General features: G+C 58.1%; 24 protein-coding genes. 18 read left to right on the top strand and 6 right to left on the bottom strand.

Annotated elements, in window-relative coordinates; translation table 11 throughout:
- Window positions 1-107 precede the first annotated feature (107 nt).
- Together RYC17_RS13750 and RYC17_RS13745 are read left to right on the top strand one after the other, a co-directional pair.
- A complete protein-coding gene (locus RYC17_RS13750; RefSeq protein ID WP_410478457.1) occupies window positions 108-1,529 on the top strand; it encodes an O-antigen ligase family protein in 1,422 nt (473 codons plus the stop codon).
- 140 nt (window positions 1,530-1,669) lie between these two features.
- Window positions 1,670-2,956, top strand: coding sequence for a polysaccharide biosynthesis C-terminal domain-containing protein (locus RYC17_RS13745; RefSeq protein WP_316903384.1), 1,287 nt, complete (start codon window positions 1,670-1,672; stop codon window positions 2,954-2,956).
- Between the two features lie 49 nt (window positions 2,957-3,005).
- Here RYC17_RS13745 and RYC17_RS13740 read toward each other — a convergent pair whose 3' ends face one another.
- A complete protein-coding gene (locus tag RYC17_RS13740) occupies window positions 3,006-3,551 on the bottom strand; it encodes a DUF1523 family protein (protein WP_316903382.1) in 546 nt (181 codons plus the stop codon).
- 119 nt (window positions 3,552-3,670) lie between these two features.
- On the opposite strand from RYC17_RS13740, the gene RYC17_RS13735 reads away from it, so the two are divergent.
- The 13 genes from RYC17_RS13735 (at window position 3,671) to RYC17_RS13675 (ending at window position 15,192) form a co-directional block, all read left to right on the top strand.
- Window positions 3,671-4,669 (top strand): ATP-grasp domain-containing protein, encoded by a 999-nt coding sequence (locus tag RYC17_RS13735; RefSeq protein ID WP_058409013.1) that lies wholly within the window; start codon window positions 3,671-3,673, stop codon window positions 4,667-4,669.
- Window positions 4,670-4,723: 54 nt separating this feature from the next.
- Entirely contained in the window at window positions 4,724-5,863 is a 1,140-nt protein-coding gene (locus RYC17_RS13730; RefSeq protein WP_058409012.1) for a trypsin-like peptidase domain-containing protein, read from the top strand.
- 66 nt (window positions 5,864-5,929) lie between these two features.
- Complete coding sequence (locus RYC17_RS13725) at window positions 5,930-7,063, top strand: phosphoribosyltransferase domain-containing protein (RefSeq protein WP_316903380.1); 1,134 nt, start codon at window positions 5,930-5,932, stop codon at window positions 7,061-7,063.
- Window positions 7,056-7,814, top strand: coding sequence for a trehalose phosphatase (locus RYC17_RS13720; protein ID WP_316903378.1), 759 nt, complete (start codon window positions 7,056-7,058; stop codon window positions 7,812-7,814). The genes RYC17_RS13725 and RYC17_RS13720 overlap by 8 nt, the downstream gene beginning before the upstream one ends.
- Complete coding sequence (locus tag RYC17_RS13715) at window positions 7,807-8,901, top strand: cysteine protease StiP family protein (RefSeq protein WP_316903376.1); 1,095 nt, start codon at window positions 7,807-7,809, stop codon at window positions 8,899-8,901. The genes RYC17_RS13720 and RYC17_RS13715 overlap by 8 nt, the downstream gene beginning before the upstream one ends.
- Window positions 8,901-9,851 carry an HpcH/HpaI aldolase/citrate lyase family protein gene (locus RYC17_RS13710; protein ID WP_005782711.1) on the top strand — a complete coding sequence of 317 codons (951 nt, stop codon included), beginning with the start codon at window positions 8,901-8,903 and terminating at the stop codon, window positions 9,849-9,851. Before RYC17_RS13715 ends, RYC17_RS13710 begins: the two co-directional genes overlap by 1 nt.
- Window positions 9,852-10,598: an HAD-IB family hydrolase gene (locus RYC17_RS13705; RefSeq protein ID WP_122259829.1), complete on the top strand. Its 747-nt coding sequence runs from the start codon at window positions 9,852-9,854 to the stop codon at window positions 10,596-10,598. It begins immediately after the preceding gene.
- 47 nt (window positions 10,599-10,645) lie between these two features.
- A complete protein-coding gene (locus RYC17_RS13700; RefSeq protein ID WP_002552034.1) occupies window positions 10,646-11,239 on the top strand; it encodes a TerD family protein in 594 nt (197 codons plus the stop codon).
- Complete coding sequence (locus RYC17_RS13695) at window positions 11,236-12,411, top strand: TerD family protein (RefSeq protein WP_316903375.1); 1,176 nt, start codon at window positions 11,236-11,238, stop codon at window positions 12,409-12,411. Before RYC17_RS13700 ends, RYC17_RS13695 begins: the two co-directional genes overlap by 4 nt.
- Before the next feature lie 51 nt (window positions 12,412-12,462).
- Window positions 12,463-12,912 carry a tellurite resistance TerB family protein gene (locus tag RYC17_RS13690; RefSeq protein ID WP_002552036.1) on the top strand — a complete coding sequence of 150 codons (450 nt, stop codon included), beginning with the start codon at window positions 12,463-12,465 and terminating at the stop codon, window positions 12,910-12,912.
- A gap of 26 nt (window positions 12,913-12,938) precedes the next feature.
- Window positions 12,939-13,973: a TerC/Alx family metal homeostasis membrane protein gene (locus tag RYC17_RS13685; protein WP_004663703.1), complete on the top strand. Its 1,035-nt coding sequence runs from the start codon at window positions 12,939-12,941 to the stop codon at window positions 13,971-13,973.
- A gap of 27 nt (window positions 13,974-14,000) precedes the next feature.
- Window positions 14,001-14,576 (top strand): TerD family protein, encoded by a 576-nt coding sequence (locus tag RYC17_RS13680; protein WP_058400353.1) that lies wholly within the window; start codon window positions 14,001-14,003, stop codon window positions 14,574-14,576.
- A 37-nt stretch (window positions 14,577-14,613) separates the two neighbouring features.
- Entirely contained in the window at window positions 14,614-15,192 is a 579-nt protein-coding gene (locus RYC17_RS13675; RefSeq protein ID WP_002552039.1) for a TerD family protein, read from the top strand.
- Between the two features lie 315 nt (window positions 15,193-15,507).
- Here RYC17_RS13675 and RYC17_RS13670 read toward each other — a convergent pair whose 3' ends face one another.
- The 3 genes from RYC17_RS13670 to nadC are packed head-to-tail and all read right to left on the bottom strand — an operon-like array spanning window position 15,508 to window position 18,783.
- Window positions 15,508-16,749, bottom strand: a complete 1,242-nt coding sequence (locus RYC17_RS13670) for a VWA domain-containing protein (RefSeq protein WP_219170943.1) — start codon at window positions 16,747-16,749, stop codon at window positions 15,508-15,510.
- Window positions 16,750-16,809: 60 nt separating this feature from the next.
- Complete coding sequence (locus tag RYC17_RS13665) at window positions 16,810-17,877, bottom strand: TIGR00266 family protein (RefSeq protein WP_316903372.1); 1,068 nt, start codon at window positions 17,875-17,877, stop codon at window positions 16,810-16,812.
- A 57-nt stretch (window positions 17,878-17,934) separates the two neighbouring features.
- Window positions 17,935-18,783: a carboxylating nicotinate-nucleotide diphosphorylase gene (gene nadC / locus RYC17_RS13660; RefSeq protein WP_058400357.1), complete on the bottom strand. Its 849-nt coding sequence runs from the start codon at window positions 18,781-18,783 to the stop codon at window positions 17,935-17,937.
- 351 nt (window positions 18,784-19,134) lie between these two features.
- On the opposite strand from nadC, the gene RYC17_RS13655 reads away from it, so the two are divergent.
- The 3 genes from RYC17_RS13655 to ampE all read left to right on the top strand — a co-directional run bounded on the left by RYC17_RS13655 (window position 19,135) and on the right by ampE (window position 22,972).
- Window positions 19,135-21,390 carry a DUF1631 domain-containing protein gene (locus tag RYC17_RS13655; protein WP_219170945.1) on the top strand — a complete coding sequence of 752 codons (2,256 nt, stop codon included), beginning with the start codon at window positions 19,135-19,137 and terminating at the stop codon, window positions 21,388-21,390.
- Window positions 21,391-21,571: 181 nt separating this feature from the next.
- Entirely contained in the window at window positions 21,572-22,120 is a 549-nt protein-coding gene (gene ampD, locus RYC17_RS13650) for a 1,6-anhydro-N-acetylmuramyl-L-alanine amidase AmpD (protein ID WP_122281790.1), read from the top strand.
- Window positions 22,121-22,135: 15 nt separating this feature from the next.
- Window positions 22,136-22,972: a regulatory signaling modulator protein AmpE gene (ampE, locus tag RYC17_RS13645; RefSeq protein WP_219170946.1), complete on the top strand. Its 837-nt coding sequence runs from the start codon at window positions 22,136-22,138 to the stop codon at window positions 22,970-22,972.
- A gap of 34 nt (window positions 22,973-23,006) precedes the next feature.
- On the opposite strand, the gene RYC17_RS13640 is transcribed toward ampE, so the two are convergent.
- Both RYC17_RS13640 and cra read right to left on the bottom strand, forming a co-directional pair.
- Window positions 23,007-23,807, bottom strand: a complete 801-nt coding sequence (locus tag RYC17_RS13640) for a TatD family hydrolase (RefSeq protein ID WP_219170947.1) — start codon at window positions 23,805-23,807, stop codon at window positions 23,007-23,009.
- Entirely contained in the window at window positions 23,804-24,799 is a 996-nt protein-coding gene (cra, locus tag RYC17_RS13635) for a catabolite repressor/activator (RefSeq protein WP_005732355.1), read from the bottom strand. Before cra ends, RYC17_RS13640 begins: the two co-directional genes overlap by 4 nt.

Raw genomic sequence — 24,799 nt, 5'->3', positions numbered from 1 at the left:
GTGATTGGAAAAGCGCTACGCTTGACCCTCATATGACGGGGCTAGTGTTTGCTTGACATAAAATAGAAGCCCGATCATTAGTGATCGGGTTTTTTAGCGTGGACAGAATTTTGTTTTCAGTACTCAGAGAAAACCTATTTTTTTTCGTGTGTTTTTCCGTACTGCTTGCGTGTGCTTGCATCTCTGATTTGACAATGCATGATCCCCAGAGGATGGGGCAATTTTTTATCGGATTGTCATCTGTCGCAAGTCTATTCTGGAATTTCTCTAAGTATTCAGCTGTCAGTACTGCAGAGTTAAAGATAAGAGCAGTTTTTTTTCTTATATTGCTTGGTGGTGTTGTTTCAAGCCTTAGCGCCAGCCAGCCCTTGTGGGCGCTAACCGAGCTATCAGTCCTATTGCTGTCCTGCGCCATTGCCACCGCCTTTGCCCTGCAAAGAACTCTTCACGGTGTCCAACTGGATCGCGCCTTTATAGGCTTTGTCATCCTTATCTGCACTGTTAAAACAATCCAGTTTCTATCCGCCTCCACAGCAGCATTCCTCAGCTCCGCCCCTAACCTCGACACCGACCTGCTACTCGACGGCTTTTCCAACAAGCGCTTTTACGGCCAATTTCAGACCTTCACTCTGCCTTTACTGGTGCTGCCACTACTACTGCCCTCCACGCGACGCTCAATCAAGGTCGGTTTGTTCTGTCTGACCAGCCTCTGGTGGATGATCGCGATCAGTGGGGGGACTCGCGGTACATGGCTGGGCATGGCCGCCGCAGTTGCAGTTGTGTTCTGCCTCGGACGTGCCGGACGCCGTTGGGCTGGTTGGCAGATGGGTGCGGCCTCGACGGGGCTTCTGCTGTTTACCCTGCTATTCAGCGTGCTACCAGGCCTGCTGGGTATCGAAGTCAGCAATTTCGCAGGCGACCGCCTGACGACCTCACTGTCCGCACGTGAAATCCTCTGGCAGCAAGCATGGGAAATGATCAAAGAGCGCCCGCTCCTTGGTTTTGGTCCCATGCATTTCGCTGATATATGGAATGCCGTGGCGGCGCATCCACATCAGGCCATTTTGCAATGGGCCTGCGAGTGGGGGGTTCCATCGACGTTATGCGTGGCGGGTCTTGCGTTATATGGGCTGAGCACCACCGCGGTGCTATTGCACAAGCGTGCGCTGTCTCTTGAGCCTGTTGACCTGATGCGCTTGTGCCTATTCGCCAGTCTTGTTGGTGCCCTGACCCAGTCGATGGTCGACGGCGTGATCGTGATGCCCTATTCACAACTCTGGCTGGCGATCATTGTGGGCTGGCTGCTGGCGTTGCATGAGTGGCAAACGCCCCCTCGTCCTGCCAGTGTTGCGCTCAGTCGTGCATGGCTGGTTTGTCTGACGCTTGCAGTAGGTATGATCTTCTACATCATCGTTCGTGATGTTCCTGATATGGATACACGCAAGCAGCAATTCGCCGAAGACTTCGGTGGGCGGTATTCTCCTCGTTTCTGGATGCAGGGGGTGATTGCGCATCCATCTGGGAGGTGAGCCCCTGGCTTGTGCTAGCATTTTCCATATATCCACTCGCTCGGCCCGGTGATATTTGATAGCTGGGTTCCTTTTACCGTGTAAATAGAGCCCTTTCTTTCTTACTGTGTAAATAGAGCCCTTTCTTTCGGAAGTATTCAATGTCTCCAAAGATGCCTTTACAGGGTACGGAAATCACGTCGGGCTTCTCGTTATTTTCTTTACTGAGGAAAAGCAGTCCTCTGATCGCTCAGTGGATGTCAACGATTTACGGCGCTGCGATGTCGCTTGGCATTTCAATTTTCCTGGCACGTAGCATGGGACCTGACGCGTTTGGCGCTTACACCTACATTTATGTTCTGGCGATGTTTTTGGCGTTGATCCAGGATGCGGGTCTCAAAACCCTGCTGCTGCGTGAGAGGACATCCCCCACAGCTGCGCTAGAGACTTTGAATCAGGTCCTGCCAAGCCAAGCGTTGCTGCATCTGGTGATCAGTAGTGCGGTGCTGATGCTGGGTGCTTATCTGGCGTCGCGCTGGCTGGATGGCACGTCACTGGCCGCTGCCGTATTTTGTTTTGGCGCAATGACACTGGTCATGTGGCTCTCTTCGTGGCTAAAGGGGGCCGGGGATTTTGCCAGGGACGCGTTTTTCCAGGTTTGCGCGCGAAGCCTGAGCGCGCTGATGATCCTGAGCAGCATTGCTATTTTCGGCCTGACGCCAGTAGTGATCTTTTCTGCCTGGGGGGTTGGTCTACTGTTGACCTTCGTCTGGTTTGGCCGAGATCTGCCTGCGCTGCCCAGAATCCGGCTGGCATTGCCTGTTTGGGCTTACCGCAGTGCGTTTGTCTTTTTGCTGATGAATCTGCTGACCACGATCTACCATCGCGTAGACATAGTCATCCTCCACAGCGTTCTGGGCTACGTGCGGGAGGTCGGCTATTACGCCGTTGCCTGCCGTCTGATCGATGGCGTCATGTTGCTAGCCACACCGATTGCCCTTGTCATGTTTCGACGCATGCGGCGGCTGGCTGCGACGCCGGAAGGCAACGTCGGTTTCAGCCGTAACGCTGTCTTTGTAGCCCTCGCAATCGGTATCGCGTTGGCGGGTATTGGCTGGACTTCGGGCGAATGGGGGGTTGGTTTGATGTTTGGCAGCGCGTATGCCGACGAGACTCGACCTGTCATGGGGTGGTTATCGATTTCTCTGATTTTCGAGTTACCGAATCTGGTTCTCGTTCAATGCGCAATCGCAACTCATCGTGAGCGTTTTTTTATGATCAGTGCCGGGTTTTCACTGTTGGTCAATATATGTTTCAACGCTTGGTTGATACCTGCTCACGGAGCCCTTGGCGCCGCATGGGCTACAGTGGCCTCGGAAGCTCTACTCACTCTCTGGCTGTTGCTGGGCGGTATGCTCGCAGTAAAGCACGACACGTCTGCTCAATAAGGCCCTCGCCTTAAACTATCCGCCGAGGGCCGCAAGTCAGAGCTAAGTGCTAACGCACAACCCCATCAACCCGAGCCCGCCCTTTAAACCGCCTCCTAACCCCAACGACCACAATCACCACCAACAACCCCACCACCACAAAAAAGATCGTATTAAAAACCGGAAACGGCTGATCACGGCTCGTCACCGCCTCAACCTCTGTCACGTTGGGAAACATCGACAGGATCGTTATCCTCCAGCCGTAATAACGAATCAGCGCCAGTTGCTGGGAGTCGCGCGAGTAGCCCTGGGCTTTGGCCTGGATGTCGGCGGAGTCGAATTTGAAGTACCACGGGAAGCTCCAGCCGGTGTCTTCGTTGCGGTAGACCACGACTTTCTTGGTGTCCGGGTCTTCGGTGTTGATGAAGTACACGTCGCGGGTCGGGCCGTCTGCCGGGTTTTCGGCGTTGATGATGCCGTCGGCGTCCATTCTTTTGACTTCCACGCCGGTGATCATCACGACATCATGGCGCGGCAGGACGTAATAAAGGCTTAATGCGCCGATCCCGAGTGCCACGAATACCACAAGCCAAATCGACCTTCTCAGCCACTTCATACCAGCGTCCTTTGTTTAAAATTGCGTGACTTTGCCCTAATCCGAACATTTCGAAGCAAAACAGTTATTACAAAATTCGACAAGGCCGTTGCAGATGGCGTTGTCTTCCGGAGATTTACATGATTTGGTTCCTTGAAGGGCAGTCCAGCCAACGTGAAGTGATCATGGGCGCGCGCGATGCGCTGCCTGCGTCGGTGCAGATTATCGCCTCGCATCGCCAGCAGCGCTCCGAAATTACCGGGCAGGCCCATGTGGCACTGCAAGAGCCGGTCGATAATGAAGAGCGTATCGACTGGGTGCTGGAGACAGCTCGCTCGCTGGGCGTCCGGACTATCGTCGCCGGGCGTATAGGCAGCTTTTACGAAGCGCAGCGTGCACGTTTTGTTGCCGAGGGTTTGGACCTCGTCACAGGCGGAACGTCCCCGCAGACCTTCATGGATGTCGATGACAAGAGTCGCTTCACGGCGGCGGCCGAGGCGGCGGGTCTGGCGTGCATTCCGGGAATCGCCGCGAGCAGCGCCGAGGAGTTGCAGGCGGCTTACGATTCGTTGTCGGTATCTGGCGAGGTCTGTATCAAGCCGGTGGTCGGGATTTACGGGCGGGGCTTCTGGCGCTTCAAGGCCGATGTCGACGATTTTCGCTGTTTCGCCAATCCGGATGCGCGTGAAACGACTTTTCAGGCGTACCTTAATGCTTATCGTCAGGCCGAAGACGTACCGGCGATGCTGCTGATGCCGTATATGCCCGGCAGTGAATGCTCGGTGGACATGGTCTGTGAACACGGCAAGGCGGTTGCTTTTGTCGGGCGGCGCAAGGTGGGGCTGAATCAGACCTTCGAGCGCGACAGCGAAGCGGTGCAACTGGCGGTGCGTGCAGCGGAGCATTTTGCCTGCGACGGGCTGATCAATGTACAGACCCGTGACGACGCTGGCGGCAAGCCGCGTTTGCTGGAAATCAACCCGCGTTACTCCGGCGGGATCGGTTATACGCGTGAAACCGGCGTCAACCTGCCGGGTATTTTTGCGACACGGCGTCTCGGCTTGAAAGAACCGGAAACACATTGGCTTGAGGATATCCGCGTGAAGGCCATCACGGTCGCTGTACGGGCCACGGTTTGATCGGGATAATAGATTTTTGCTATCAATAATCGCTCTTATCAGGGAGGATCGGGCATGAAGCTTCTTGCGCCAGGTGCAAACACTGCTTTAGCTAACGCCCACTGCACCTGGAACCTGGAGAGCGGTAAGTCTTCGGTTTTTGGTGAGTATGCTGCCGTCGCCTTGCTGGCGGTCAACGACAAGCGTCAGCCCATGGGCGACCCGGCGCTGCTGCATCATGAACAGAGCTGGATGGAGTGGAGCGGCGGGCCTCAGGATGTCGGCTGTACGCTCCGGCTGGACAGGCTCCCGGCTGGCAGTGATCGCGTCTTGTTGATGGTCTATGTATATGCAGCCATGGGGCCGGTTCGTGACGTTGCCAGTCTGCATCTCAAAGTGGATGCCGACATCGAGCATCGGCTGGATCTGCGCGATAACGGCGAAGCGGCGATCATCATCGGCGAGTTCTACAAGCGCAATGAACAGTGGAAATTCCGCGCGCTGAGCGAAGGCTCGGCGTACGGGCTGTCGGCGTTCGGGCGCAAGATCGGCCTGGACGTTGATGACCGTCACCCGCGCCACCCGTCTGGTGGCTCCGGTGGCGGGCCTCGGCATGAGTCGGCGACCGGCACGGCATTTGTGGTCGGCCCGGGGCACGTCATGACCTGTGCGCATGTCATCGAAGACATGGGCGTGTTCTACATCACTTCACTGGAAGGCCGTTACAAGGCCGAGCCGGTGGTCATCGACCGTCGCAACGACATTGCGCTGCTGCGCGTGCAGGGCGCACCGCTGTTGTCTCCGGTTACATTCCGGGACGGGCAGGGCTGTGAGCCGGGTGATACCGTAGCGGTCCTGGGTTACCCGTTGGCGTCTATTTCCGGTGGCGGGCTGCAGGTGACGCAGGGCGGAATCTCCGGTCTGTTCGGCCTGCACAATGACGCCAGCCTGTTCCAGTTCACGGCACCGATTCAGCCGGGGTCCAGTGGCAGCCCGCTGTTCGACAACGGTGGCGCGGTGATCGGCATGGTGACGTCCACCGTGCCGGACGGGCAGAACATGAACTTCGCAGTGAAGTCCGCACTGCTGCTGTCCTTTTTGCAGGCATGCCGTATCGATGCGCCGCATGCTCGTCCGGAAAGGTCGTACACCACCACAGAAATCTCACGCGCCGCTCAGTCATCGTTATGGCTCGTTGAAGCCTCTCGCCAATGAAGTCGGTGTTGCCTGCTCAAGTGGCAGGCGTCAGGGGCTGCGGCCCCGTTACTCAGGAATTTATCGATGGACAGCAGCGCAGCTTTTTCCAACCCTACAAAGCTTCGTGCTGACCTGCTTCGTGGTCGTCTCGACGTCAGCGTCGATTCGTCCACCATTGCCCCGGACTCTCTGTTCGGCTTCGCTGAACGACGCAACCCCAAGCGCGCGTTTCTGTTCGTGTCCCGGGTGTTGGGACGCCACATTCCTGCGCGTCCGGGCGTGATGCTGAAAAGCTTTCAGGACCTGGCGCACAAGATTCCGGCAGACCTGCCCGGCCCGGTGCTGGTCATCGGCATGGCCGAAACCGCAGTCGGCCTCGGTGCCGGTGTGCACCGTGCCTACAGCGAAACGCGCCCTGATGCCTTGTATCTGGTCAGCACGCGTCATCCTACCGGTAGCGAGCTGTTCGCCCGTTTTGAAGAAGAACACAGCCACGCCAGCGCTCACCTTATCCATCTGCCTGTCGATCCGGCGTTACGCGAGATGATGCTTGGCGCGCGTTCGCTGGTGCTGGTCGATGACGAGGCGTCGACGGGCAAGACCTTCATCAATCTCCATCAGGCGCTGGTCGAGGCCGGGCTGAGCAACATCGAGCGGGTGGTGACCTGCGTGCTTACCGACTGGTCGGCAGGTGCAGTCAGCACGTCGATGGGCGCAGTGGCCGAGCAGGTCTCGCTGTTGCAGGGCTCGTACTCTTTCGATGAAGACGTGAGCGCGCCATTGCCGGACATGCCTGAGGTTGGCACCGTGGCAATGGGCGACTGGCCGCTGGTGACCGCCAATGACTGGGGCCGGATGGGGGTGTTGTCGGTTGCCGATACCCTGGCACCAGGACTTAGCGTGCAAAAGGGTGAACGCGTTCTGGTGGTAGGCACCAGCGAGTTCGTCTGGCGGCCGTTTCTGCTGGCCGAGCGTCTGGAAAAAGCCGGTGCCGATGTGCATTTCAGCTCTACCAGCCGTTCACCGATTGCACTGGGGCATGCCATCGACCACGCACTGTCATTCTCCGACAACTATGGTCTGGGCATCCCCAACTTCCTTTACAACGTGCGGCCGGGTCAGTTTGACCGGGTGCTGATCTGCACCGAAACCCCAAGGCAGGCTGTACCCGCCGAGCTTATCGAAGCGCTGAACGCCGAGGTTATCTGCGATGAGTAACGACCGCCCGCTGATCTTCGTCGATCTGGACGACACGCTCTTCCAGACCGCCCGCAAAACGCCCGAGAACATTGAAAAACATGTCGCAACGCTGGATATCAGCGGTAACGCCAATGGTTACATGACCAACGTGCAGAAGTCCTTCGCGCACTGGCTGCTGGCGCACTCCGATGTGGTGCCGGTGACGGCGCGCAGTGTCGAGGCCTACAGCCGGGTCAAACTGCCGTTCACCGCAGGCGCGATCTGTTCGCACGGCGGTGTGATGCTCGATGTCATGGGGCGACTGGACCAGGACTGGAACGAGCAGATGAAACAGACTCTGGCCAGCTATCAGTCGCGGTTGCATGAATTGTCTGCTACCACACTGGCGATTGGTCAGGAGTTGGGCTTTTCACTGCGCGGCTGGGTGGTTGAAGAGGCGCAACTGTTTCATTACGTGGTGACCAAGCACAACGAGAGCGATGACAGCGTCCTCAGCAAAGTTTTGGCCGAAGTGCAGGCCCGAGGCCTGCTTGACGGCATGCACATCCACGGCAATGGCAACAACCTGGCCTTTCTGCCCGAGGGGCTGGCCAAGCGTTACGCGGTGCAGGAGTGGCTGCGGCGCGACAAAGCCATCAATGGCGAACGCCCGGTGCTCGGTTTTGGCGACAGCATTACCGACCTGGGTTTCATGGATGAGTGCCACTGGTGGGCGACGCCTGCCCGCAGTCAGTTGGCGAAAATGTTTGTCGGAGCAGCGCATGAGTGATCCCGTTCACGGGCTCGATACGGTCGGCAGTGGCAGTTATCTGCACGACGACGTGCATTTTCTGCTGCGTAGCGTTGCGATGCAGACCACCAGCGTGGCGGAGAAGGAGCGCCTGATCCAGACACGCCAGAAGCACTATTCGGAAATGATCAGCGAGGAGTCGGCCCCCAGCGCCGCTCACAAGGCGTTGTATCAGCGCGCACTCAGCCAGAACGGTGCGCGTATGGCCGATGACGTGCAAGCCCTGGCGCAGGCGCTTGACCGCGAATGTACCGGCGCTGAAATCGTTCTGGTGTCTTTCGTGCGTGCCGGTCTGCCGCTGGGTGTGTTGTTGCGTCGGGCGCTGATCGATCTGCACCGCGAAGCGCATCACTACGGCATCAGCATCGTGCGTGATCGCGGCATCGATAAAGTCGCGCTGGAGGCCATTATTCAGACCCACGGCGCGCAGAACATCGTGTTTGTCGACGGCTGGACCGGCAAGGGCGCAATTTCAGGTGAAATCCGTCGCAGTCTGGCAGGCGACACGCGCTTCCCTAAAGAGCCACGGCTGGTAGTGCTGGCCGATCCCTGCGGCAGTGCCTGGCTGGCGGCGTCGGCAGAAGACTGGGTGATTCCGTCCGGCATTCTTGGCGCGACCGTGTCCGGGCTGGTGTCTCGTTCTATCTGGCCGACGGACGGCGGGCTGCATGGTTGTGTGGTTTACGAGCAGTTGCAGAGCCACGATGTCACGCAGTCTTTTATTGAACAGATCGACAGCCAGCGTCGTCAAAACAGTTCTACGCTCACGCTGACTCCCTGGACGCTGACGCAGCGAGCCGGGCTCAAAGACGCTGCAACGCAGGTGGTCGACCGCCTTGCCGAGCGCTTTGATATCACTAACTTCAATCGCATCAAGCCGGGCATTGCCGAAGCCACTCGGGCGGTCATGCGTCGTGTTCCTGACCATGTGCTGGTACGCAATCGGGCGGACAGCGATGTGCAGTTGCTGCTGCACCTGACCGAAAAAGCGGGGATTCCCGTTGAAGAAGTCGGCGATGTGCTGGGGCCTTATCGGGCAGTGACCATCATTCGGAGTCTGAGCTAATGGCCTTATTTTCGCCTTACGCGCTGGGGGCAACGCTGTACATGCCCGCCACCCGCGATGACATCGTCGATGTGGTGTTCGGTGAAAAGATTCCCGAACTGCGTTCGCTGGTCGTGTGCCTGGAAGATGCGGTAGCGCTGATTGATGTCGATACAGCGCTGGTCAACCTTCGCCAGGTGCTGACCCGCATTCAGGACCGTGGCGGCCGCCCGGCCAACGGTCCGCTGTTGTTCGTTCGTCCGAGAGATGCCGCAATGGCGCGGATTCTCAATGACTGGCCGCTGATGGCGCACGTTGACGGGTTCGTTGTCCCCAAGCTTTCGCTGAAAAGTCTGACGAGTTGGGAGCAGTCTGTCACCAACCCGGCGCTGGCGTTGATGCCTACACTGGAAACGCCGGAAGTGTTCGATCCGACGGCAATGGTCGAACTTGGGCAAGCGCTGAAAGCCAGTCTGTACGAGCGGATCATTGCGTTGCGCATCGGTGGCAATGACCTGATGGGCTGTCTGGGGCTGCGCCGCAACCCGGCCATGACCCTGTATTCGACGCCCATGGGCTATGTGATCCCGATGCTCGCGGGAGTGATGGGCTCGCAGGGTTTTGCACTCACAGCGCCGGTGTTTGAGCAACTGGCCACACCTGACATTCTGGAACATGAACTGGCGCTGGATATTACCAATGGGTTGGTCGGTAAAACGGCAATTCACCCCTCGCAGGTCAATATCATTCAGAATGCACTACGCGTCAGTCTGGAGGACATGAACTCCGCCCGGATGATTTTGAACTCTGTGGCCCCCGCAGTGTTCAAGTACAACGATGCGATGTGTGAACCGGCTACCCATTACAAATGGGCAACCCACATCATGGAGCGCGCCAAATGGCATGGAGTGTTATCCGCACCCGCTTCGATCATGGATGCCAGCATTCGACTCGCTGAGGCAGTTAGCTAGATGATAGAACCTGACCTTGAAACCGTAGAACCTGATCTTGAACCTGCAGGACCTGATCTTGAAATCGAAGTGGAACAACGCCTGCTGGCTGTTTTCGATTTCGACGGAACCATCACCCGGCACGACAGCTTTGTGCCTTTTCTCAAATTCGCTTTTGGGCAACGTGCGTTTTCCGTGCGCATGGCCCGCCTGGTGCTGCCGAGCATCGGCTATCTCGCCAAGCGTGTGACCCGCGACGAACTGAAGGGCCGCCTGATCAAGGCGTTTCTCAGCGGCGTTGAAGTGCAATGGCTGCAGCAAAAGGCCGAGGCGTTCTGCCAGTCGCACTGGAACCGCCTGATGCGCCCGGCTGCGCTGGAGTCCATCGCCGCCGAAATCGAGAAGGGCGCCATTGTCACGCTATGTTCAGCATCGCCTGCTATGGTTCTGCAACCCTTCGCTAATCGCTTGAAAGTAGAGCTGATCGGCACCAATCTGGAAGTCATCGACGGCAAACTGACTGGATTGATCGAAGGCAGCAACTGCCGTTGCGATTCGAAAGTCGCACGCCTTGAAAGTGTTTATGGGCCGCTCACGCAGTTCCGGGTTCGTGCCTGGGGCGACACGCGTGGTGATCACGAATTGCTCGCCGCTGCTCAGGATGCGCACTGGCGTTTGTTCCATCCGACGTGGCGTCGAGGCCGTTATAAAGGCCCCGTTAACGCCAAGTTACACAATCCTGATGGCAAAGATGGGCCAACACGGTAAGGCTGTAACACTTTTATCCGAATTCCGACGTTCACATGGAGCGAAAAATGGCACTCACTTTGGCAAAGAACCAGACGATCTCACTGGAGAAAACCGCTGGTACCGGCCTCAAGAAAGTCAGTATGGGCCTTGGATGGGACCCTGAAAAAGCCAGCGGTTTCTTCGGCAAGTTGCTCGGCGGTGGCGGCGGCGATATCGACCTTGATGCCTCCTGCATCATGCTCGACGCCGACAAGAAGCCCCTCGATCTGGTCTGGTTCCGCCAATTGCAGTCGCGCGACGGTGCCATTCAGCACTCGGGTGACAACCGCACCGGCGAAGGCGCTGGCGACGATGAAACCATCAGCGTCGATCTGGAAAAACTGCCAGCCACGGTCAAATACCTGGTGTTCACCGTCAACTCGTTCACCGGTCAGAATTTCGAAAAAGTCGCCAACGCCTACTGCCGTATTGTCGATCTGGGCAGCCGCAACGAACTGGGCCGCTTTGATCTGTCCGAGAAAGGCCAGCACACCGGCGTTGTGATGTCCTACCTGGCGCGCACCCCCGCAGGCTGGGATTTCACCGCAGTTGGTCAGGTTACCAACGGCCGTACTGCAGATGATCTGGTCGAACTGGCCATCGGAGCTGTACGCGCATGACCCAACTTGTCCCAGGCGCCAACGCGCCAGTCGCTGCCGGTCCGTTGACGGTCGAGGTCAGCTACTCCCCGCTTGCGGATGCGGATATCGACGTGTCTGCATTCCTGCTGACCGGCTCCGGCAAGGTGCGTGGCGATCAGGACATGTGTTTCTACGGCCAGAAAATCGTCAACGGCGGTGCGGTCCAGCAGACGGAAGCGTCGGCCGGGCGCGCTGTGTTCAGCCTTGACCCGAGCCGCCTGGATTCGGTCATCGAGAAGGTTGCCCTGACGGCAACCATCTACGAGAACAAGGCCAGTTTTGGCAGCGTGTCACGGTTGGCGCTGAGCATCACTGGCGGTATCGAAGCCGATATTCCTACCAGCGGCATGAAAGAAACCGCATTGATTCTGGGCGAGTTCTATCTGCGTCAGGGAGCGTGGAAATTCCGCTGCGTCGCCCAGGGGTTTGCCGGCGGGCTTGAACCGCTGGCAAAAAACTTTGGCGTAGAGGTCGCAGCGCCCCAGGATCAACCTGCACCTGCACCTGCACCTGTTCCCGCGCCTGCGCCCAAGTCGACCGTCAGTCTGAGCAAGATCACGCTCGACAAGACCCGTGCTTCGATCAGCCTGGAGAAATCCAGCGCCGGTTTCGGTGAGATTCGGGTCAACCTGAACTGGAACCGTCGTAACGATAGCAAGGGCGGCGGCTTCTTCTCGATGAAGAAGAGCAATGCCATCGACCTTGATGTAGGCTGCCTCTTCGAACTGCAGGATGGCCTGAAAGGCGCGGTCCAGGCGCTGGGCAATTCGTTCGGTTCGCTCAACACCGAGCCTTTCATCAAGTTGATGGGCGATGACCGTACCGGCTCGGTCAGCGATGGTGAGTGGCTGCATATCAATGGCGCACACTGGAGCAAGATCCGTCGCATTCTGGTTTATGCGTTCATCTATGAAGGCGCGCCGAACTGGAAAGAAACCGACGGGGTTGTCACCATTCATGCGCCGGGCCAGCCACCCATCGAGGTTCGCCTCAACGAAGAGGGTGGTCGTCAGGGCATGTGTGCAATTGCCTTGCTGGAAAATGACAACGGCGCAGTCAAGGTGACCCGCCGGGTGGATTTTCACAATGGCCACAGCAACATGGACAAGGCCTATGGCTGGGGCATGCGCTGGGCTGCCGGTTCCAAGTAAACAATACCGTGGTATTTCTGGGCTGGCTGTGCCGCCTCATGGGAGATAGACATGCTGGACTGGTTGAAAACAAACGCAACGGCTGCTCGCGACAAGCTGGCTTCGGAAGTTTCGAAGTTCAAGAACCGCGAATTCATGGAAGCTGTGGTTTCCGGCTGTGCGCTGGTATCGGCTGCTGACGGCGATATCAGCTCCAGTGAAAAGCAGAAAATGGCTGGTTTCATCCAGAACTCTCAGGAACTTAAAGTTTTTGACATGAAGGAAGTCATCCAGGGTTTTCAGGAAGCGTGCTCCAAGTTCGAGTTCGATTTTGAAATTGGTCGTGCCGAAGCGTTGAAAACCATCGGCAAGATCAAAAAGAAAGAAGATGCCGCCCGTTTGCTGGTGCGCGTCTGCTGTGCTATCGGTGGCGCTGATGGCAGCTTCGACGAGAAAGAGCGGGAAGTCTGCCGCACGATCTGCCGAGAGCTTGGCCTGAACCCGTCCGATTTCGACCTGTAATTTTTTACCCTAAGGAACGCAGTTAAATGGAAAGCACCTCTCTAGGCTTCCCTCCACTCACGATGGCGGTTTTCGTCGGTCTGGCCATTACGGCCATGGCTATCGACATGTTCTCCCACCGGGGAAACAAGCCGATCACCCTCGCGCAAGCCTCGGCGTGGTCGATTTTCTGGGTCGCCATTTCGCTGGCTTTTGCCGGTTTCCTGTATGTGCAGCACGGCTCCGAAGTCGCCACACTGTTCGTTACCGGTTACGCGCTGGAAAAAGTGCTGAGCGTCGACAACCTGTTCGTGTTCATGGCGTTGTTCTCCTGGTTCAAGATCCCGGATGGCCTGCGCCACCGCGTTCTGTACTGGGGCATCATCGGTGCCATCGTCTTCCGCGGCATCTTCGTCGCCATTGGTACAGGCCTGCTGGCTCTGGGGCCGTGGGTCGAAGTAGTGTTTGCGGTCATCGTTGCCTGGACCGCCATCATGATGCTCAGAGCGGGTGATGACGACGACGAAGAAGTCGACTACTCGCAGCACATGGCGTATCGCTTCGCCAAGAAACTGTTCCCGGTATGGCCGAAGCTGCACGGCAGCAACTTCTTCGTCCGTCGCTCGGTTCTGGAAGAAGAAGTCAAAAAACCGGAAAACGCCGGTATCACTCTGGCCGCCAAAGGCGCTCTGTTCGCGACCCCGTTGTTCCTGTGTCTGGTTGTGGCTGAAATCTCCGACGTGCTGTTCGCGTTCGACTCCGTGCCGGCAATCATCGCAGTGAGCCGCGAGCCGCTGATCGTGTTCTCGGCCATGCTGTTCGCGATTCTTGGTCTGCGTACCCTGTACTTCGTTCTTGAAGCCCTCAAGCGCTATCTGGTGCATCTGGAGAAAGCGGTTATTGCCTTGCTGTTCTTCATCGCCATCAAACTGGGCCTGAACGCAACCAACCACCTGTTCCACCACGGTTACGAGATCAGCGCCAATACCAGCCTGCTGGTTGTGGTCGTCGTGTTGATCATCGGTATCGTTGCAAGCCTGCTCTTCCCGGGTAAAGAAGAACCCGCCGAAGAAAAAGCGTAAATACTGGATAAAGGAGATAACCGAATCATGGCTTTGACTCTGCAAAAAGGTGGCAACCTTTCGCTGTCGAAAACCGACCCTACTCTGACCAATGTACTGATTGGTCTGGGCTGGGATCCGCGTGCCACTGACGGCCAGGAATTTGACCTGGACGCCAGCGCATTTCTGCTGGGCGCCAATGGCAAGGTCCGCAGTGAAGCTGACTTCATTTTCTACAACCAGCTCAAGAGCGCCGATGGTTCCGTCGAACACACCGGTGACAACCGTACCGGTGCTGGTGATGGCGATGACGAAGTGCTCAAGGTCGATCTGGCCCGTGTCCCTGCCGATGTGGAGAAAGTTGTTTTCGTTGTGACCATTCACGACGCTGACAGCCGCAAGCAGAACTTCGGTCAGGTGGGCGGCTCGTTCATCCGTGTGCTGAATGAAAAATCCAGCTCGGAAATCGTTCGCTACGACCTGGCTGAAGACGCCTCGACTGAAACCGCGATGATCTTCGCCGAGCTGTATCGCAACAATGGCGAGTGGAAGTTCCGCGCAGTGGGTAGCGGCTTCGCCGGTGGCCTGAAAGCTGTGGCCAACTCTTTCGGCATGAATTTCTGATTCGCGCCTAATCATTTTTCCAGAAAGGATTACGAACATGGCAGTAAGTCTGAGTAAAGGCGGTAACGTTTCGCTGTCGAAAGAGGCTCCGGGCCTGACAGAAATCACCGTGGGCCTGGGCTGGGATCCACGCGTTACCGATGGCACCGAATTCGATCTGGACGCATCGGTCTTTATCGTTGGCGAAAGTGGCAAGGTGTTGGATGACAACAGCTTCATTTTCTACAACAACAAGAAATCGGCTGATGGCTCGGTCGAGCACTTGGGCGATAACCGTTCCGGCGCTGGCGATGGTGATGACGAGTCGGTAAACGTCAAACTCACCGGTTTGGCCGCTGCGGTCAAGAAGCTGGTTTTTGCGGTCACTATCCACTCGGCTGAAGAGCGCAAGCAGAGCTTTGGTCAGGTATCCAACGCTTACATCCGCGTTGTGAACAAGGCTGATGGCAAGGAAATCGCTCGTTACGACCTGTCGGAAGACGCGTCGACCGAAACCGCGATGATCTTCGGCGAGCTGTACCGTAATGGCGACGAGTTCAAGTTCAAGGCCATCGGCCAAGGCTTTGCAGGCGGTCTGAAACCGTTGGCAGAAGCGCACGGCGTTGCAATCGGCTAAACCCCGAGCAGCGCACGATAAAAAACCCCCGCCAGCAATGGCGGGGGTTTTTTATTGGGGCTGGTTACGAGGCTATCGTTGCGCACGCTCCAGCGTAGGACGCATCTTGCGACGCTCTGCATCGCAAAGAGGACGCAGAGCGTCCGGAACGGCATGCGACGCGGAGCGTCGCACGATGGTTGAGATGGTTGAGATGGTTGAGATGGTTGAGATGGTTGAGATGGTTGAGATAGTTGAGATAGTCGTTCCGCAGGCTCCGGCTGGGAACGCAGTTCTCGACGCTCTGCGTCGTACGATAGTTGAGAGCTCGATGCGCTACAAAATCCCTGCACCCTTTGCCGCTTTCAGCCAGTCGGGAAACTCTTCCATCAGCAGGTCATAAAGCTTTTCTTCCGGGATCTCGTCCAGTCGGTCGAGGGCAAAGAAGTTGCAGTTGTCGACAACGCGACCGCCCATGTCATCAAGTTTTTCCAGAATGCCGTAACCGCGTCCGCCGAGGCCGACGAACTGCCAGAAGATCGGCAGTTTCGCCGCTTCGGTCATCAACCTGGTAATTTCGCGGTCCTGATGCACGCCGCCGTCGCTGATGAACAGGATGTAGACCGGAGTCTTGTCACCGGACTTCTTGTAGTAGTCGATGACCATGCGCATCGCCTTGGGCTCATCGTTGATGCGTGCGCCCAGTTCCCAGTCTTTCCAGCCGCCATGATCGGTTTTGATGAAGTTCTGGAAGTTGCTCAGCGTCACCGCATTTAACTGCTGGGGCTTTGCCCCGAAGGCCCAGCAGTCCAGTGCGCCGTCGTCGTCGAAATGCACGGCAAGCGGAATCAGGCGATCTACCACTTCCTGAACATGACCGCGGGTGTACTGCGGGTTCATCGAACCGGACGCATCCAGTACCAGACCAACCCTGGCCTTGGTATCGGTCAGTCTGGCTTTTTCCAGGCTGACCTGAGCCTTTTTGGCCAGGCTTATCAATTGCGGTGCGGCATCAGCGATTTTCTTTTCCAGCGAAATACGCGCGGGTGCTGCTGGCGGGGGTGCTGGAGCATCAGCCACTTCGCCGCCGAAATGCACCACCAGCGCGTCCAGCCCGGCGTTATAGCCCTGCAGATTTGAGGCTATGCGCCACTCGCCGTTCTTGCGATAGATATCGGCGACCATGATGGCTTTTTCGGCGGTGAAGGTTGCACCGGAGAACTCGCCGCGAGCCACTTCGCGGCCCTGACTCTGGATGCTGAAATGGCTCGCCTGAATCTCGCTCATGGTGCCCGCGCCATCGATGGACGCAGTAAATACCAATCGCTCTATCGAGGCAGGCAAGCCCGCGAGCGATAGCTGAAAATCCCCGCCATTGACTTGTTTGACACTGTTGCAGGGGCTGCTCGGCTGATTGAAGAAAACCATGTAGCGGTCGTCCGACAGCTTGCCGTTGGCATCGACGCCGAAGCAGACGTAATCAATGACCTGTGCGGACTTGATGGCAATCGACAGGGTGAGATCAGAGCCCTGAATCAGGCTGGACAGGGGAACGCGTTGACCTTGAGTAATCTGCATGTCTCTTCCTTGGCAGTGAGGGCGCAGCATGGCCCTCGGTCGAATGACGAAGTGCTGACGTTAACGTTCGCTTCTGCCCACTCCGGCAGGCCCTGCTGCCAGCATGCGGCCGGCCAGTCGTGAGAAAGGCAGGCTTTGCAGCCACACAGTGCCAGGCCCGGTCAGCCTGGCGAAAAATACGCCTTCGCCGCCGAACAGCATCGACTTGATGCCGCCACCAACCATGCGGATATCGTAATCGACTGTCTGCGTCATGGCCGCCAGACATCCGGTATCGACATCCAGCGATTCACCTGCCGCCAGCTCGATCTTGCGCACTGTGCCGCCCATGTGCACGAATACCCAGCCGTCGCCTTCCAGCTTTTGCAGAATGAAACCTTCGCCACCGAACAGGCCAGTGAGGATTTTTTTCTGAAACTGGATACCAATGGATACACCTTTGGCACCGGCCAGAAAGCTGTCCTTCTGGCAGATCAGTTTGCCGCCGAAATCCCGCAGGTTCAGTGGCAGGATGGTGCCGGGGTAGGGCGCTGCAAACGCCACGCGTCCTTTGCCCGAACCCTGTTGCGAAAACACCGTGGTGAACAGGCTTTCGCCGGTCAGCATGCGTTTGCCTGCACCGAACAGCGAGCCCAGCAGCCCTGAAGACTGGTTGCTGCCGTCGCCGAAGATGGTTTCCATTTGCACGTCGCAGGTCTTGTACATCATCGCCCCGGCTTCGGCGACGGCGCTTTCGCCGGGATCAAGCTCCAGCTCGACGAATTGCGTTTCCGCACCGTACAGCTTGAAGTCCACGCCATCAGTGGTTTGCGCCAGGCCATAGCCGCCCGAGGCGTTCGGGTCTGGCGTGAATGAAGGACGCTTGGCAGGAGGTGCAGGTGCAGGTGCAGCCTGTGCGGGCAGCCCGGACGGTTTCGGCTGGATCATGTCCGGCGTCGGGTCCGGGAAGGGCGTCACGCCGTCCTTCTTCATGGCGCGCACCTGTGCCACCTGATAGATCGGCTGCCAGTCCGGCATGCCCTGTTTCCAGCACCATGCGCCGGGCGACTCACGGGCAATCAGCCGTGCAGCGTCCGCATCCATCGGGCCAAGCTGTCGGCCCGCATTCATCACAAACCATAGTTCCAAAGCGTCTACTCCCGAGCGAATCGTGACAGTCGTTTGTGCGCGCGTTTGTGCGCGATATCAGAGGCTCAGGCGCATGGACAGGTCCACGGCCTTCACATCCTTGGTCATCGCACCAATGGAAATGTAATCCACACCGGTCTCGGCAATTACCCGCAGGGTGTCGTCATTGATGCCGCCGCTGGCTTCCAGGCGGGCGCGGCCAGCGGTCAGCCGCACGGCTTCGCGCATGTCATCGAGGCTGAGCTCATCGAGCATGATGATATCGGCACCTGCGTCCAGCGCCTGCTTGAGTTCACTCAGGCTTTCCACCTCGACTTCCACAGGCTTGCCCGGCGCAATCCGGTGGGCTGCCTCTACCGCCTGGGCAATGCCGCCACAGGCTGCGATATGGTTTTCCTTGATCAGAAAAGCGTCGTACAGACCGATGCGATGGTTATGGCAGCCACCGCAGGTCACGGCGTATTTCTGCGCCAGGCGCAGGCCCGGCAGCGTCTTGCGGGTGTCCAGCAATTTGACCTGGGTGCCCGAGACCATGTCGGCGAAGTACTGCGCACGCGTGGCCACACCCGAGAGCATCTGCAGAAAGTTGAGCGCGCTGCGTTCGCCGGTTAGCAGCGAGCGAGCCGGACCTTCCAGGTGAAACAGCGCCTGATTAGGGCTGACCCGGTCGCCATCGGTCACCTGCCAGTGCACCGCCACGCGAGGGTCCAGTTGGCGGAAGACCGTATCGACCCATGCAGTGCCGGCGATTACCGCTGCATCGCGGGAAATGATGGTGGCCTTGGCCAGCCGTTCCGCCGGAATCAATTGGGCGGTGATATCGCCGCTGCCGACATCCTCAAGCAATGCGCGGCGCACATTGGCTTCGATCTCGGCGCTCAGGTCGGCAATTCGTAAATTCGGCATAGCGGGCTCCAGTAGCAAAGTCGTCCGAGTATAAGGCACCACACACCGCTAACCCACCTGCGGCAATGCTCCGGTGCAGCCTTGAGAACATGCAGTTGGTCGGTTTGGCAAATTCGTTTGCGATGGAAAGCGAATATCGCGGTCTATCGCAGCATATGAGTGCCTTGTCACAGTTCCAACGACAACCATAGAAGTGTCACTGGCGTTGATGGCAAGTTTTGAAAGATAATCCGACTTGTAATTGACGTCATGACTTTGACGTTTTGCAAGGCCAAGCGGGTCGCTTCACAGTGCGGGGGTAGCAAGCCACGTTTGTGATGGGGTTCAGGTTGTTTCCTGTCAGGGGGTGTAATGCCGAACGACGAAAAAGTAGTGCCGTTGAGCAAACTGCTCCCAGCGCAGGGGGCCGGTACTCCTTTGGCCCGATTACCTGTTGTGTTGTTGCAGGTCCGCGACAAGGCGGCCCAGCAGCTCAAGGATGCGTTGCAGGCGCTGTTCGACAACGCCGACGATACGCTGTTCGAAATGGCTGACCGCGCCCGCAGCAACACTGATCAGAACATCTTCTTTGAAGCCATGCGCGACCTGCGCCTGAAGCGCAAAAGTATCGAGCGTGGCTTCCTCGACAAGTTTTATGAGTCTTTTCTGGCTTTGGGCCAGTATCAAATTCACGAGCCCGTGCTGCCCACTGCCGTGTCGTTCGACAAACTGGCGCTGGTGCATAACGATGACCTCGAGAAGACCGTGGCGGTGGATGCCATGGTCAGCAAGGTCATGAGCCGTGACAGCCTCGCGCTAGGCCAGCTCACTGCACGCCTGAATGTTCTGATTCCGCAAGCTATCGCCGAGGATTCCAACCCGTTGGGTCCGGCAATGCTGTGCCGGTTTTTCTTGGATGCAGGGCGTAGCCTTGGCGTCGAGATCAAGGTCAAGCTGATCATCCTCAAGCTGTTCGAGAAATACGTCCTGGCCAATACTGACCACCTTTACAGTGAGGCCAATCAACTGCTGATTGCCACGGGTGTGTTGCCGGACATGAAAGCACTGCCGGCCCGTCGATCGTCTGATCGGGCGGCTCCCAGGAATCGTGTCTCCGAGATGTCCGATCCTGCGCTGAATGAAGCCGCCGACAAGCTCGACAAGGGGGTGCAGGAGGTTTTCTCTGCGCTGCAGGAGTTATTGCTGCAGGTTCGCGGCAACCTCGCTCCGCGTCATGAGCCCAATGCGGAGGTTCGGCCGATTTCCAGCCGTGACCTGCTGCGCCTGCTTTCTCACCTGCAGCAGTACGTCCCGTCTCAAGACACCGCAGACGATTTTGACCTGCGCAATCAGCTGGAACAGTTGCTGACCCGAGTCAACGTCAAAACCGGCAAATCCAGGATTGTCGGCGGCGGCGACGAGGATGTGATCAATCTGATTGCCATGCTCTTCGAGTTCATCCTTGATGATCGCAACCTGACGCCTTCATTGCGTGCGCTGATCGGGCGCTTGCAGATCCCGATGCTCAAAGTGGCGGTGCTCGATAAAAGCTTTTTCAGCCGCGGCAGCCATCCGGCCCGTCGCCTGCTCAACGAAATTGCCACTGCCGCGCTGGGTTGGGGCAGCCGTGATGACTATCAGCGCGACTCGCTTTATCAGCGCGTCGAGCAGATCGTGCAGCGCCTGCTCAATGACTTTGTCGATGATCCGGCAATCTTCTCTGAATTGCTGGCGGATTTTCTGGCGTTCACCAGTGATGAACGTCGTCGCAGCGAGCTGCTTGAACAGCGCACCCGCGATGCCGAAGAGGGCCGCGCTCGTGCCGAACTTGCACGCCAGCAGGTGCAGCATGAGTTGAATCAGCGCCTGCTGGGCCGCACCTTGCCGGAAGTGGTTGTGCGTCTGCTGCAGGAGGCCTGGAGCAAGGTGCTTCTGCTGACCTGCCTCAAGCATGGCGAAGAGTCCAGCGAGTGGCAGGCCGGGCTGGCGACCATGGATGAGCTGATCTGGAGCGTCGAACAGCATGACGACCCCCAGGCGCTGCAGCGCTTGCTCGATCTGGTGCCCGGGCTGCTCAAGTCCCTGCGCGATGGCCTGACCAGCGCTGCGTTCGACCCGTTTGCCACCAGCGAATTCTTCAGCCAGCTGGAATCGCTGCACGTTCAGGCGTTCCAGCACTTCTCGCGCTTGCAGGAAGGTGGTGATGATGCGCAAGGTGGTGATACGTCGTTGACAAGCGCACAGCTCGTTGAAAGCCCGCCGATGATGGCCGTTGTTGAAGAAATCGTTCTGGTCACACCCGAAGAGCGGATGCTCAATGAGCCGACTGTGCAGCTGCCTGCCGACGATGCTGGTCTGCAGATGGTCGACAAATTGCGCGTCGGTTGCTGGGTCGAGATTCAGGAAGATGAAGAGCACAAGCTGCGCTGCAAACTGACCGCGATTGTCGAGCCGACCGGGCGCTATGTGTTCGTCAACCGAACCGGCATGAAGGTCCTGGAAAAGACCCGTACCGGTCTTGCCATCGAGTTTCGTCGCGGTGCCGTGCGGATTCTTGATGATGCGCTGCTGTTTGACCGGGCACTGGAATCGGTCATCAGCAACCTGCGCAAGCTCAAGGGTGCCTGATCTTATCTGATTGACTGTATTGCCGACGTTCTGCGTCGGCATGCAGTTCGTGAAGCCCGCGTCACCTATCTCAGCTGTGTAGCGTGTGTTTCCTACACCGCGGGTCTACGGCTAAACCTCCACATCCATTCCTGTCGCGGGCATAATCAGCGCCACTTATCCGCCCGTTCAAGGAGCGCTCATGCAACTGGACTCCGCAAGCGGCTGGTGCGATGGCGTACAGCATTGCCCTTCACCCAACTTCAATGCGCGGCCCGAAGGCGAAATCTCGCTGCTGGTCATCCACAACATCAGTCTGCCGCCTGCGCAATTCAAGACCGGCAAGGTGCAGGCTTTCTTTCAGAACCAGCTCGACAGCACCGAGCATCCCTACTTTGTGGGGATTGCCGATCTGCGCGTTTCAGCGCATTTTCTGATTGAACGTGATGGCGAGGTCATTCAGTTCGTCTCCTGTCTTGATCGCGCGTGGCACGCAGGGGTTTCCAGTTTTCAGGGTCGTGAGGGCTGTAATGACTTCTCTGTCGGCATTGAGCTGGAAGGAACTGACGAGCAGCCGTTCACCGAGGCGCAGTACCACGCTCTGATCGACCTGACGCGTCAATTGCGTCAGGCTTTCGTGGCAATCACCCCCGAGCGCATCTGCGGTCACAGTGACATAGCGCCGGGACGCAAGACTGACCCAGGCCCCTTTTTCGACTGGGCCAGGTTTCAAGCGGCTTTGCTGGATTGATGTGAGGGACGAACAATGAGTTTTCTGGTGCTACTGCTGGCCGTACTTGTCGAGAAGTTTTCGGCGCTGCGTCAGCGCGTTCAGCGTGACGGGCCCTGGCTGAAGGAACTGGCCAGGCTCGAAGCCAGCCCGCGGACGGCGACACGTCCCTGGGTCATGCTGGCGCTGCTGGTTCTAGTGCCTGTCCTGCTGCTGCAACTGGCGCTGACCATCATTGGCTCGGTGGCTTATGGCTGGCTGGTCCTGCCTATCCACCTGCTGGTGCTGATCTACAGCCTGGGCCGGGTTGATCTGATCGCGGTACTCGGGCCGTTTCGTGATGCCTGCAGACGTGGGGATACGCAGGCTGCGGTGCACGTGGCCGAGCGCGACATGGGTGTGCAGGCAGACAACGGCGAGCAATTGCTGCACGGCGTGCAGGGCTACATGCTCTGGCAGGCGTTTCAGAGTTTCTTCGCCGTGATTTTCTGGTATTTCGTGCTCGGCCCGGTAGCGGCATTGGCCTACAGACTGTTGGCGCTTGCCGCTGAGCAGGGCGCGACACCTGCACTGGTAGAGCGGGCAGGGCAACTGCGTCACGCCTTTGAATGGGTGCCGGTCAGGCTTCTCGCCGCAAGCTTTGCGCTGGTCGGCAACTTTGTAGCCGTGAGCCGCGTGATGTTGCATGAACTGCTCAACTGGAACATCAGCGCCGCACAGCTGATTACGCGCGTGGGTTGCGCCGCCAGCGAGGTGCCGCCGCCGGTAATCGGTCCGCAAGGCGTTACCGGTCTCGACATGCTCTGGGAGTTGCTGGTTCGTGCCGCGATTGTCTGGTACGCAGGGTTTGCGTTGTGGACCCTGTTGCGCTGATTCGGCTCAGCAGTGTTGACTCAACGATTTTGACTTATGCGCTGGCTGTACGATGCCAGCCAAACAGCTCGCAGGCATTCTCGGTGCTCGCCTGGGCCAGGCGCTCCGAGGGGATCTTCATCAGGTCGGCGAGCGCTTGGCAAATGTCAGGCAAGTGCTGCGGGCTGTTGCGTATGTAGGGATGCATGGCAGGTGCCATGTCCGGTGAGTCGGTTTCCAGCACGACGCTGTCCAGCGGCAACTCGGCGATGACACGATGCATGCGCAGCGCCTGTGGCCAGGTCGCTGCGCCGCCAAGGCCCAGTTTGAAGCCCAGCTTTATGTATTCACGCGCCTCTTCACGACTGCCTGCAAAGGCGTGAACGATGCCGCTGCGTTTGAGTTTGTGGCGTTTGAGGGCGGCAATTACGTCAGCGTGACTGCGGCGCACATGCAGCAGGGCGGGCAGGTTGAAGTCTGATGCCAATTGCAGTTGTGCTTCAAAGAGCTCCTGCTGACGTGGCTTGTCCGGATGCTCGACGTAATAATCCAGACCGATCTCGCCCACTGCACACAACTGCGGATGGCCTTGCAGGCGCGTCAGCCAGTCCGCCAGCTCGTTCAGGTGTTCGGTCCGGTGCTCATCGATGTACACCGGATGCAGCCCGAAAGCTGCATGCAGGGCAGGGTTGGCTTCGGTCAGCTCCCATAGTCGCCGCCAGTTGCGCTGATATACACCGAGCACCACGATGCGCTGCACGCCGAGTGACAGGCAGCTATCCAGGACCTGAGTACGGTCGGCATCGAAGTCCGCAAAGTCCAGGTGGGTGTGGGTATCGATCAGCGTCACATTCACACCTCGTGAATACGTTGCTTGAAGGCGCGTGCAATGGCATGGACGCCAGGCTGATAAGTATCCTTCTCGATAGCGGCCAAGGCTAGTTGCAGTGCCGTGTCGGCGATCAACTGATGCTGCTGGGCCATGGCATTGACGGGCAACGGCAGGAAGTCCAGCAGTTGTGTATCGCCGAAGGTGCCCAGATGCAATTGAGTCGATTGCAGTGCCTGACTTTGCAGCACATCGAACACGCCTTGCAGCAGCACATAGGAGGTGGTGATGAGCGCATCGGGAAAATGCCCCTGACGCTGTAGCATCTCGGTCATCAAACGCTGGCCACACTGACGGCTGAACGCTTCGCCGTGCTCGATGATGGTGGCTCCGGTAAAACCGTCGAGTGCGTGTTCGAAGCCTGCGGCACGCGCGCGACTGATGCTCAGCTCTGGGCGTGCTCCGATCAGGGCGATGTGTCGCGGTCGGGTTTGCAGCAGGCTGCGGGTCAGTTGCAGGCTCGCGTCATGGTCGTCGCTGACCACCGAGCAGAAAAATTCGGGATTCATTTCCCGGTCGATGGCGATGATCGGCATGCCCTTGAGCTGCAAGTCGCGGTAGCTGTCGTCATCAGGTGGCAAGCAACTGGCGACCAGTAGCGCATCGCAACGGCGTGCACGGAAAAGCTGCAAGAGCTGCAGTTCGCTGACAGGGTCGTCATCGGAGCTGGCAATCAGCAGTTGATAGCCGAGACTGCGTGCGCCCTGTTCAAGCAATTTGGCGATGCGCGCATAACTGGGGTTTTCCAGGTCCGGCAGGATGAAGCCCAGCGTTTTGCTATGACGGCTGCGCAGGCCCGCCGCTTGCGGGTTGGGTCGGAAGTCATGTTGCTCGACCACTGCCTTGACGCGCTCGACCGTTGCCGGGCTGATGCGTTGTTGTTCGGCCTTGCCATTGATCACGTAACTGGCCGTAGTGACAGAAACACCTGCCAGACGTGCAATATCGCTCAGTTTCAC

Origin of the sequence: Pseudomonas syringae group sp. J248-6 (assembly GCF_032586995.1) — a bacterium.
GTDB classification, from domain to species: Bacteria; Pseudomonadota; Gammaproteobacteria; order Pseudomonadales; family Pseudomonadaceae; genus Aquipseudomonas; species Aquipseudomonas amygdali.
The sequence above is the reverse complement of the archived record's forward strand: the minus strand, read 5'-3'. Positions and strand labels throughout refer to the sequence as shown.

Bases quoted from the DNA above. Each gene is read 5' to 3' on its own strand.
- RYC17_RS13745 (WP_316903384.1), top strand. From the start codon at position 1,670: ATGTCTCCAAAGATGCCTTTACAGGGTACGGAAATCACGTCGGGCTTC.
- RYC17_RS13740 (WP_316903382.1), bottom strand. From the start codon at position 3,551: ATGAAGTGGCTGAGAAGGTCGATTTGGCTTGTGGTATTCGTGGCACTC.
- RYC17_RS13735 (WP_058409013.1), top strand. From the start codon at position 3,671: ATGATTTGGTTCCTTGAAGGGCAGTCCAGCCAACGTGAAGTGATCATG.
- RYC17_RS13730 (WP_058409012.1), top strand. From the start codon at position 4,724: ATGAAGCTTCTTGCGCCAGGTGCAAACACTGCTTTAGCTAACGCCCAC.
- RYC17_RS13725 (WP_316903380.1), top strand. From the start codon at position 5,930: ATGGACAGCAGCGCAGCTTTTTCCAACCCTACAAAGCTTCGTGCTGAC.
- RYC17_RS13720 (WP_316903378.1), top strand. From the start codon at position 7,056: ATGAGTAACGACCGCCCGCTGATCTTCGTCGATCTGGACGACACGCTC.
- RYC17_RS13715 (WP_316903376.1), top strand. From the start codon at position 7,807: ATGAGTGATCCCGTTCACGGGCTCGATACGGTCGGCAGTGGCAGTTAT.
- RYC17_RS13710 (WP_005782711.1), top strand. From the start codon at position 8,901: ATGGCCTTATTTTCGCCTTACGCGCTGGGGGCAACGCTGTACATGCCC.
- RYC17_RS13705 (WP_122259829.1), top strand. From the start codon at position 9,852: ATGATAGAACCTGACCTTGAAACCGTAGAACCTGATCTTGAACCTGCA.
- RYC17_RS13700 (WP_002552034.1), top strand. From the start codon at position 10,646: ATGGCACTCACTTTGGCAAAGAACCAGACGATCTCACTGGAGAAAACC.
- RYC17_RS13695 (WP_316903375.1), top strand. From the start codon at position 11,236: ATGACCCAACTTGTCCCAGGCGCCAACGCGCCAGTCGCTGCCGGTCCG.
- RYC17_RS13690 (WP_002552036.1), top strand. From the start codon at position 12,463: ATGCTGGACTGGTTGAAAACAAACGCAACGGCTGCTCGCGACAAGCTG.
- RYC17_RS13685 (WP_004663703.1), top strand. From the start codon at position 12,939: ATGGAAAGCACCTCTCTAGGCTTCCCTCCACTCACGATGGCGGTTTTC.
- RYC17_RS13680 (WP_058400353.1), top strand. From the start codon at position 14,001: ATGGCTTTGACTCTGCAAAAAGGTGGCAACCTTTCGCTGTCGAAAACC.
- RYC17_RS13675 (WP_002552039.1), top strand. From the start codon at position 14,614: ATGGCAGTAAGTCTGAGTAAAGGCGGTAACGTTTCGCTGTCGAAAGAG.
- RYC17_RS13670 (WP_219170943.1), bottom strand. From the start codon at position 16,749: ATGCAGATTACTCAAGGTCAACGCGTTCCCCTGTCCAGCCTGATTCAG.
- nadC (WP_058400357.1), bottom strand. From the start codon at position 18,783: ATGCCGAATTTACGAATTGCCGACCTGAGCGCCGAGATCGAAGCCAAT.
- RYC17_RS13655 (WP_219170945.1), top strand. From the start codon at position 19,135: ATGCCGAACGACGAAAAAGTAGTGCCGTTGAGCAAACTGCTCCCAGCG.
- ampD (WP_122281790.1), top strand. From the start codon at position 21,572: ATGCAACTGGACTCCGCAAGCGGCTGGTGCGATGGCGTACAGCATTGC.
- ampE (WP_219170946.1), top strand. From the start codon at position 22,136: ATGAGTTTTCTGGTGCTACTGCTGGCCGTACTTGTCGAGAAGTTTTCG.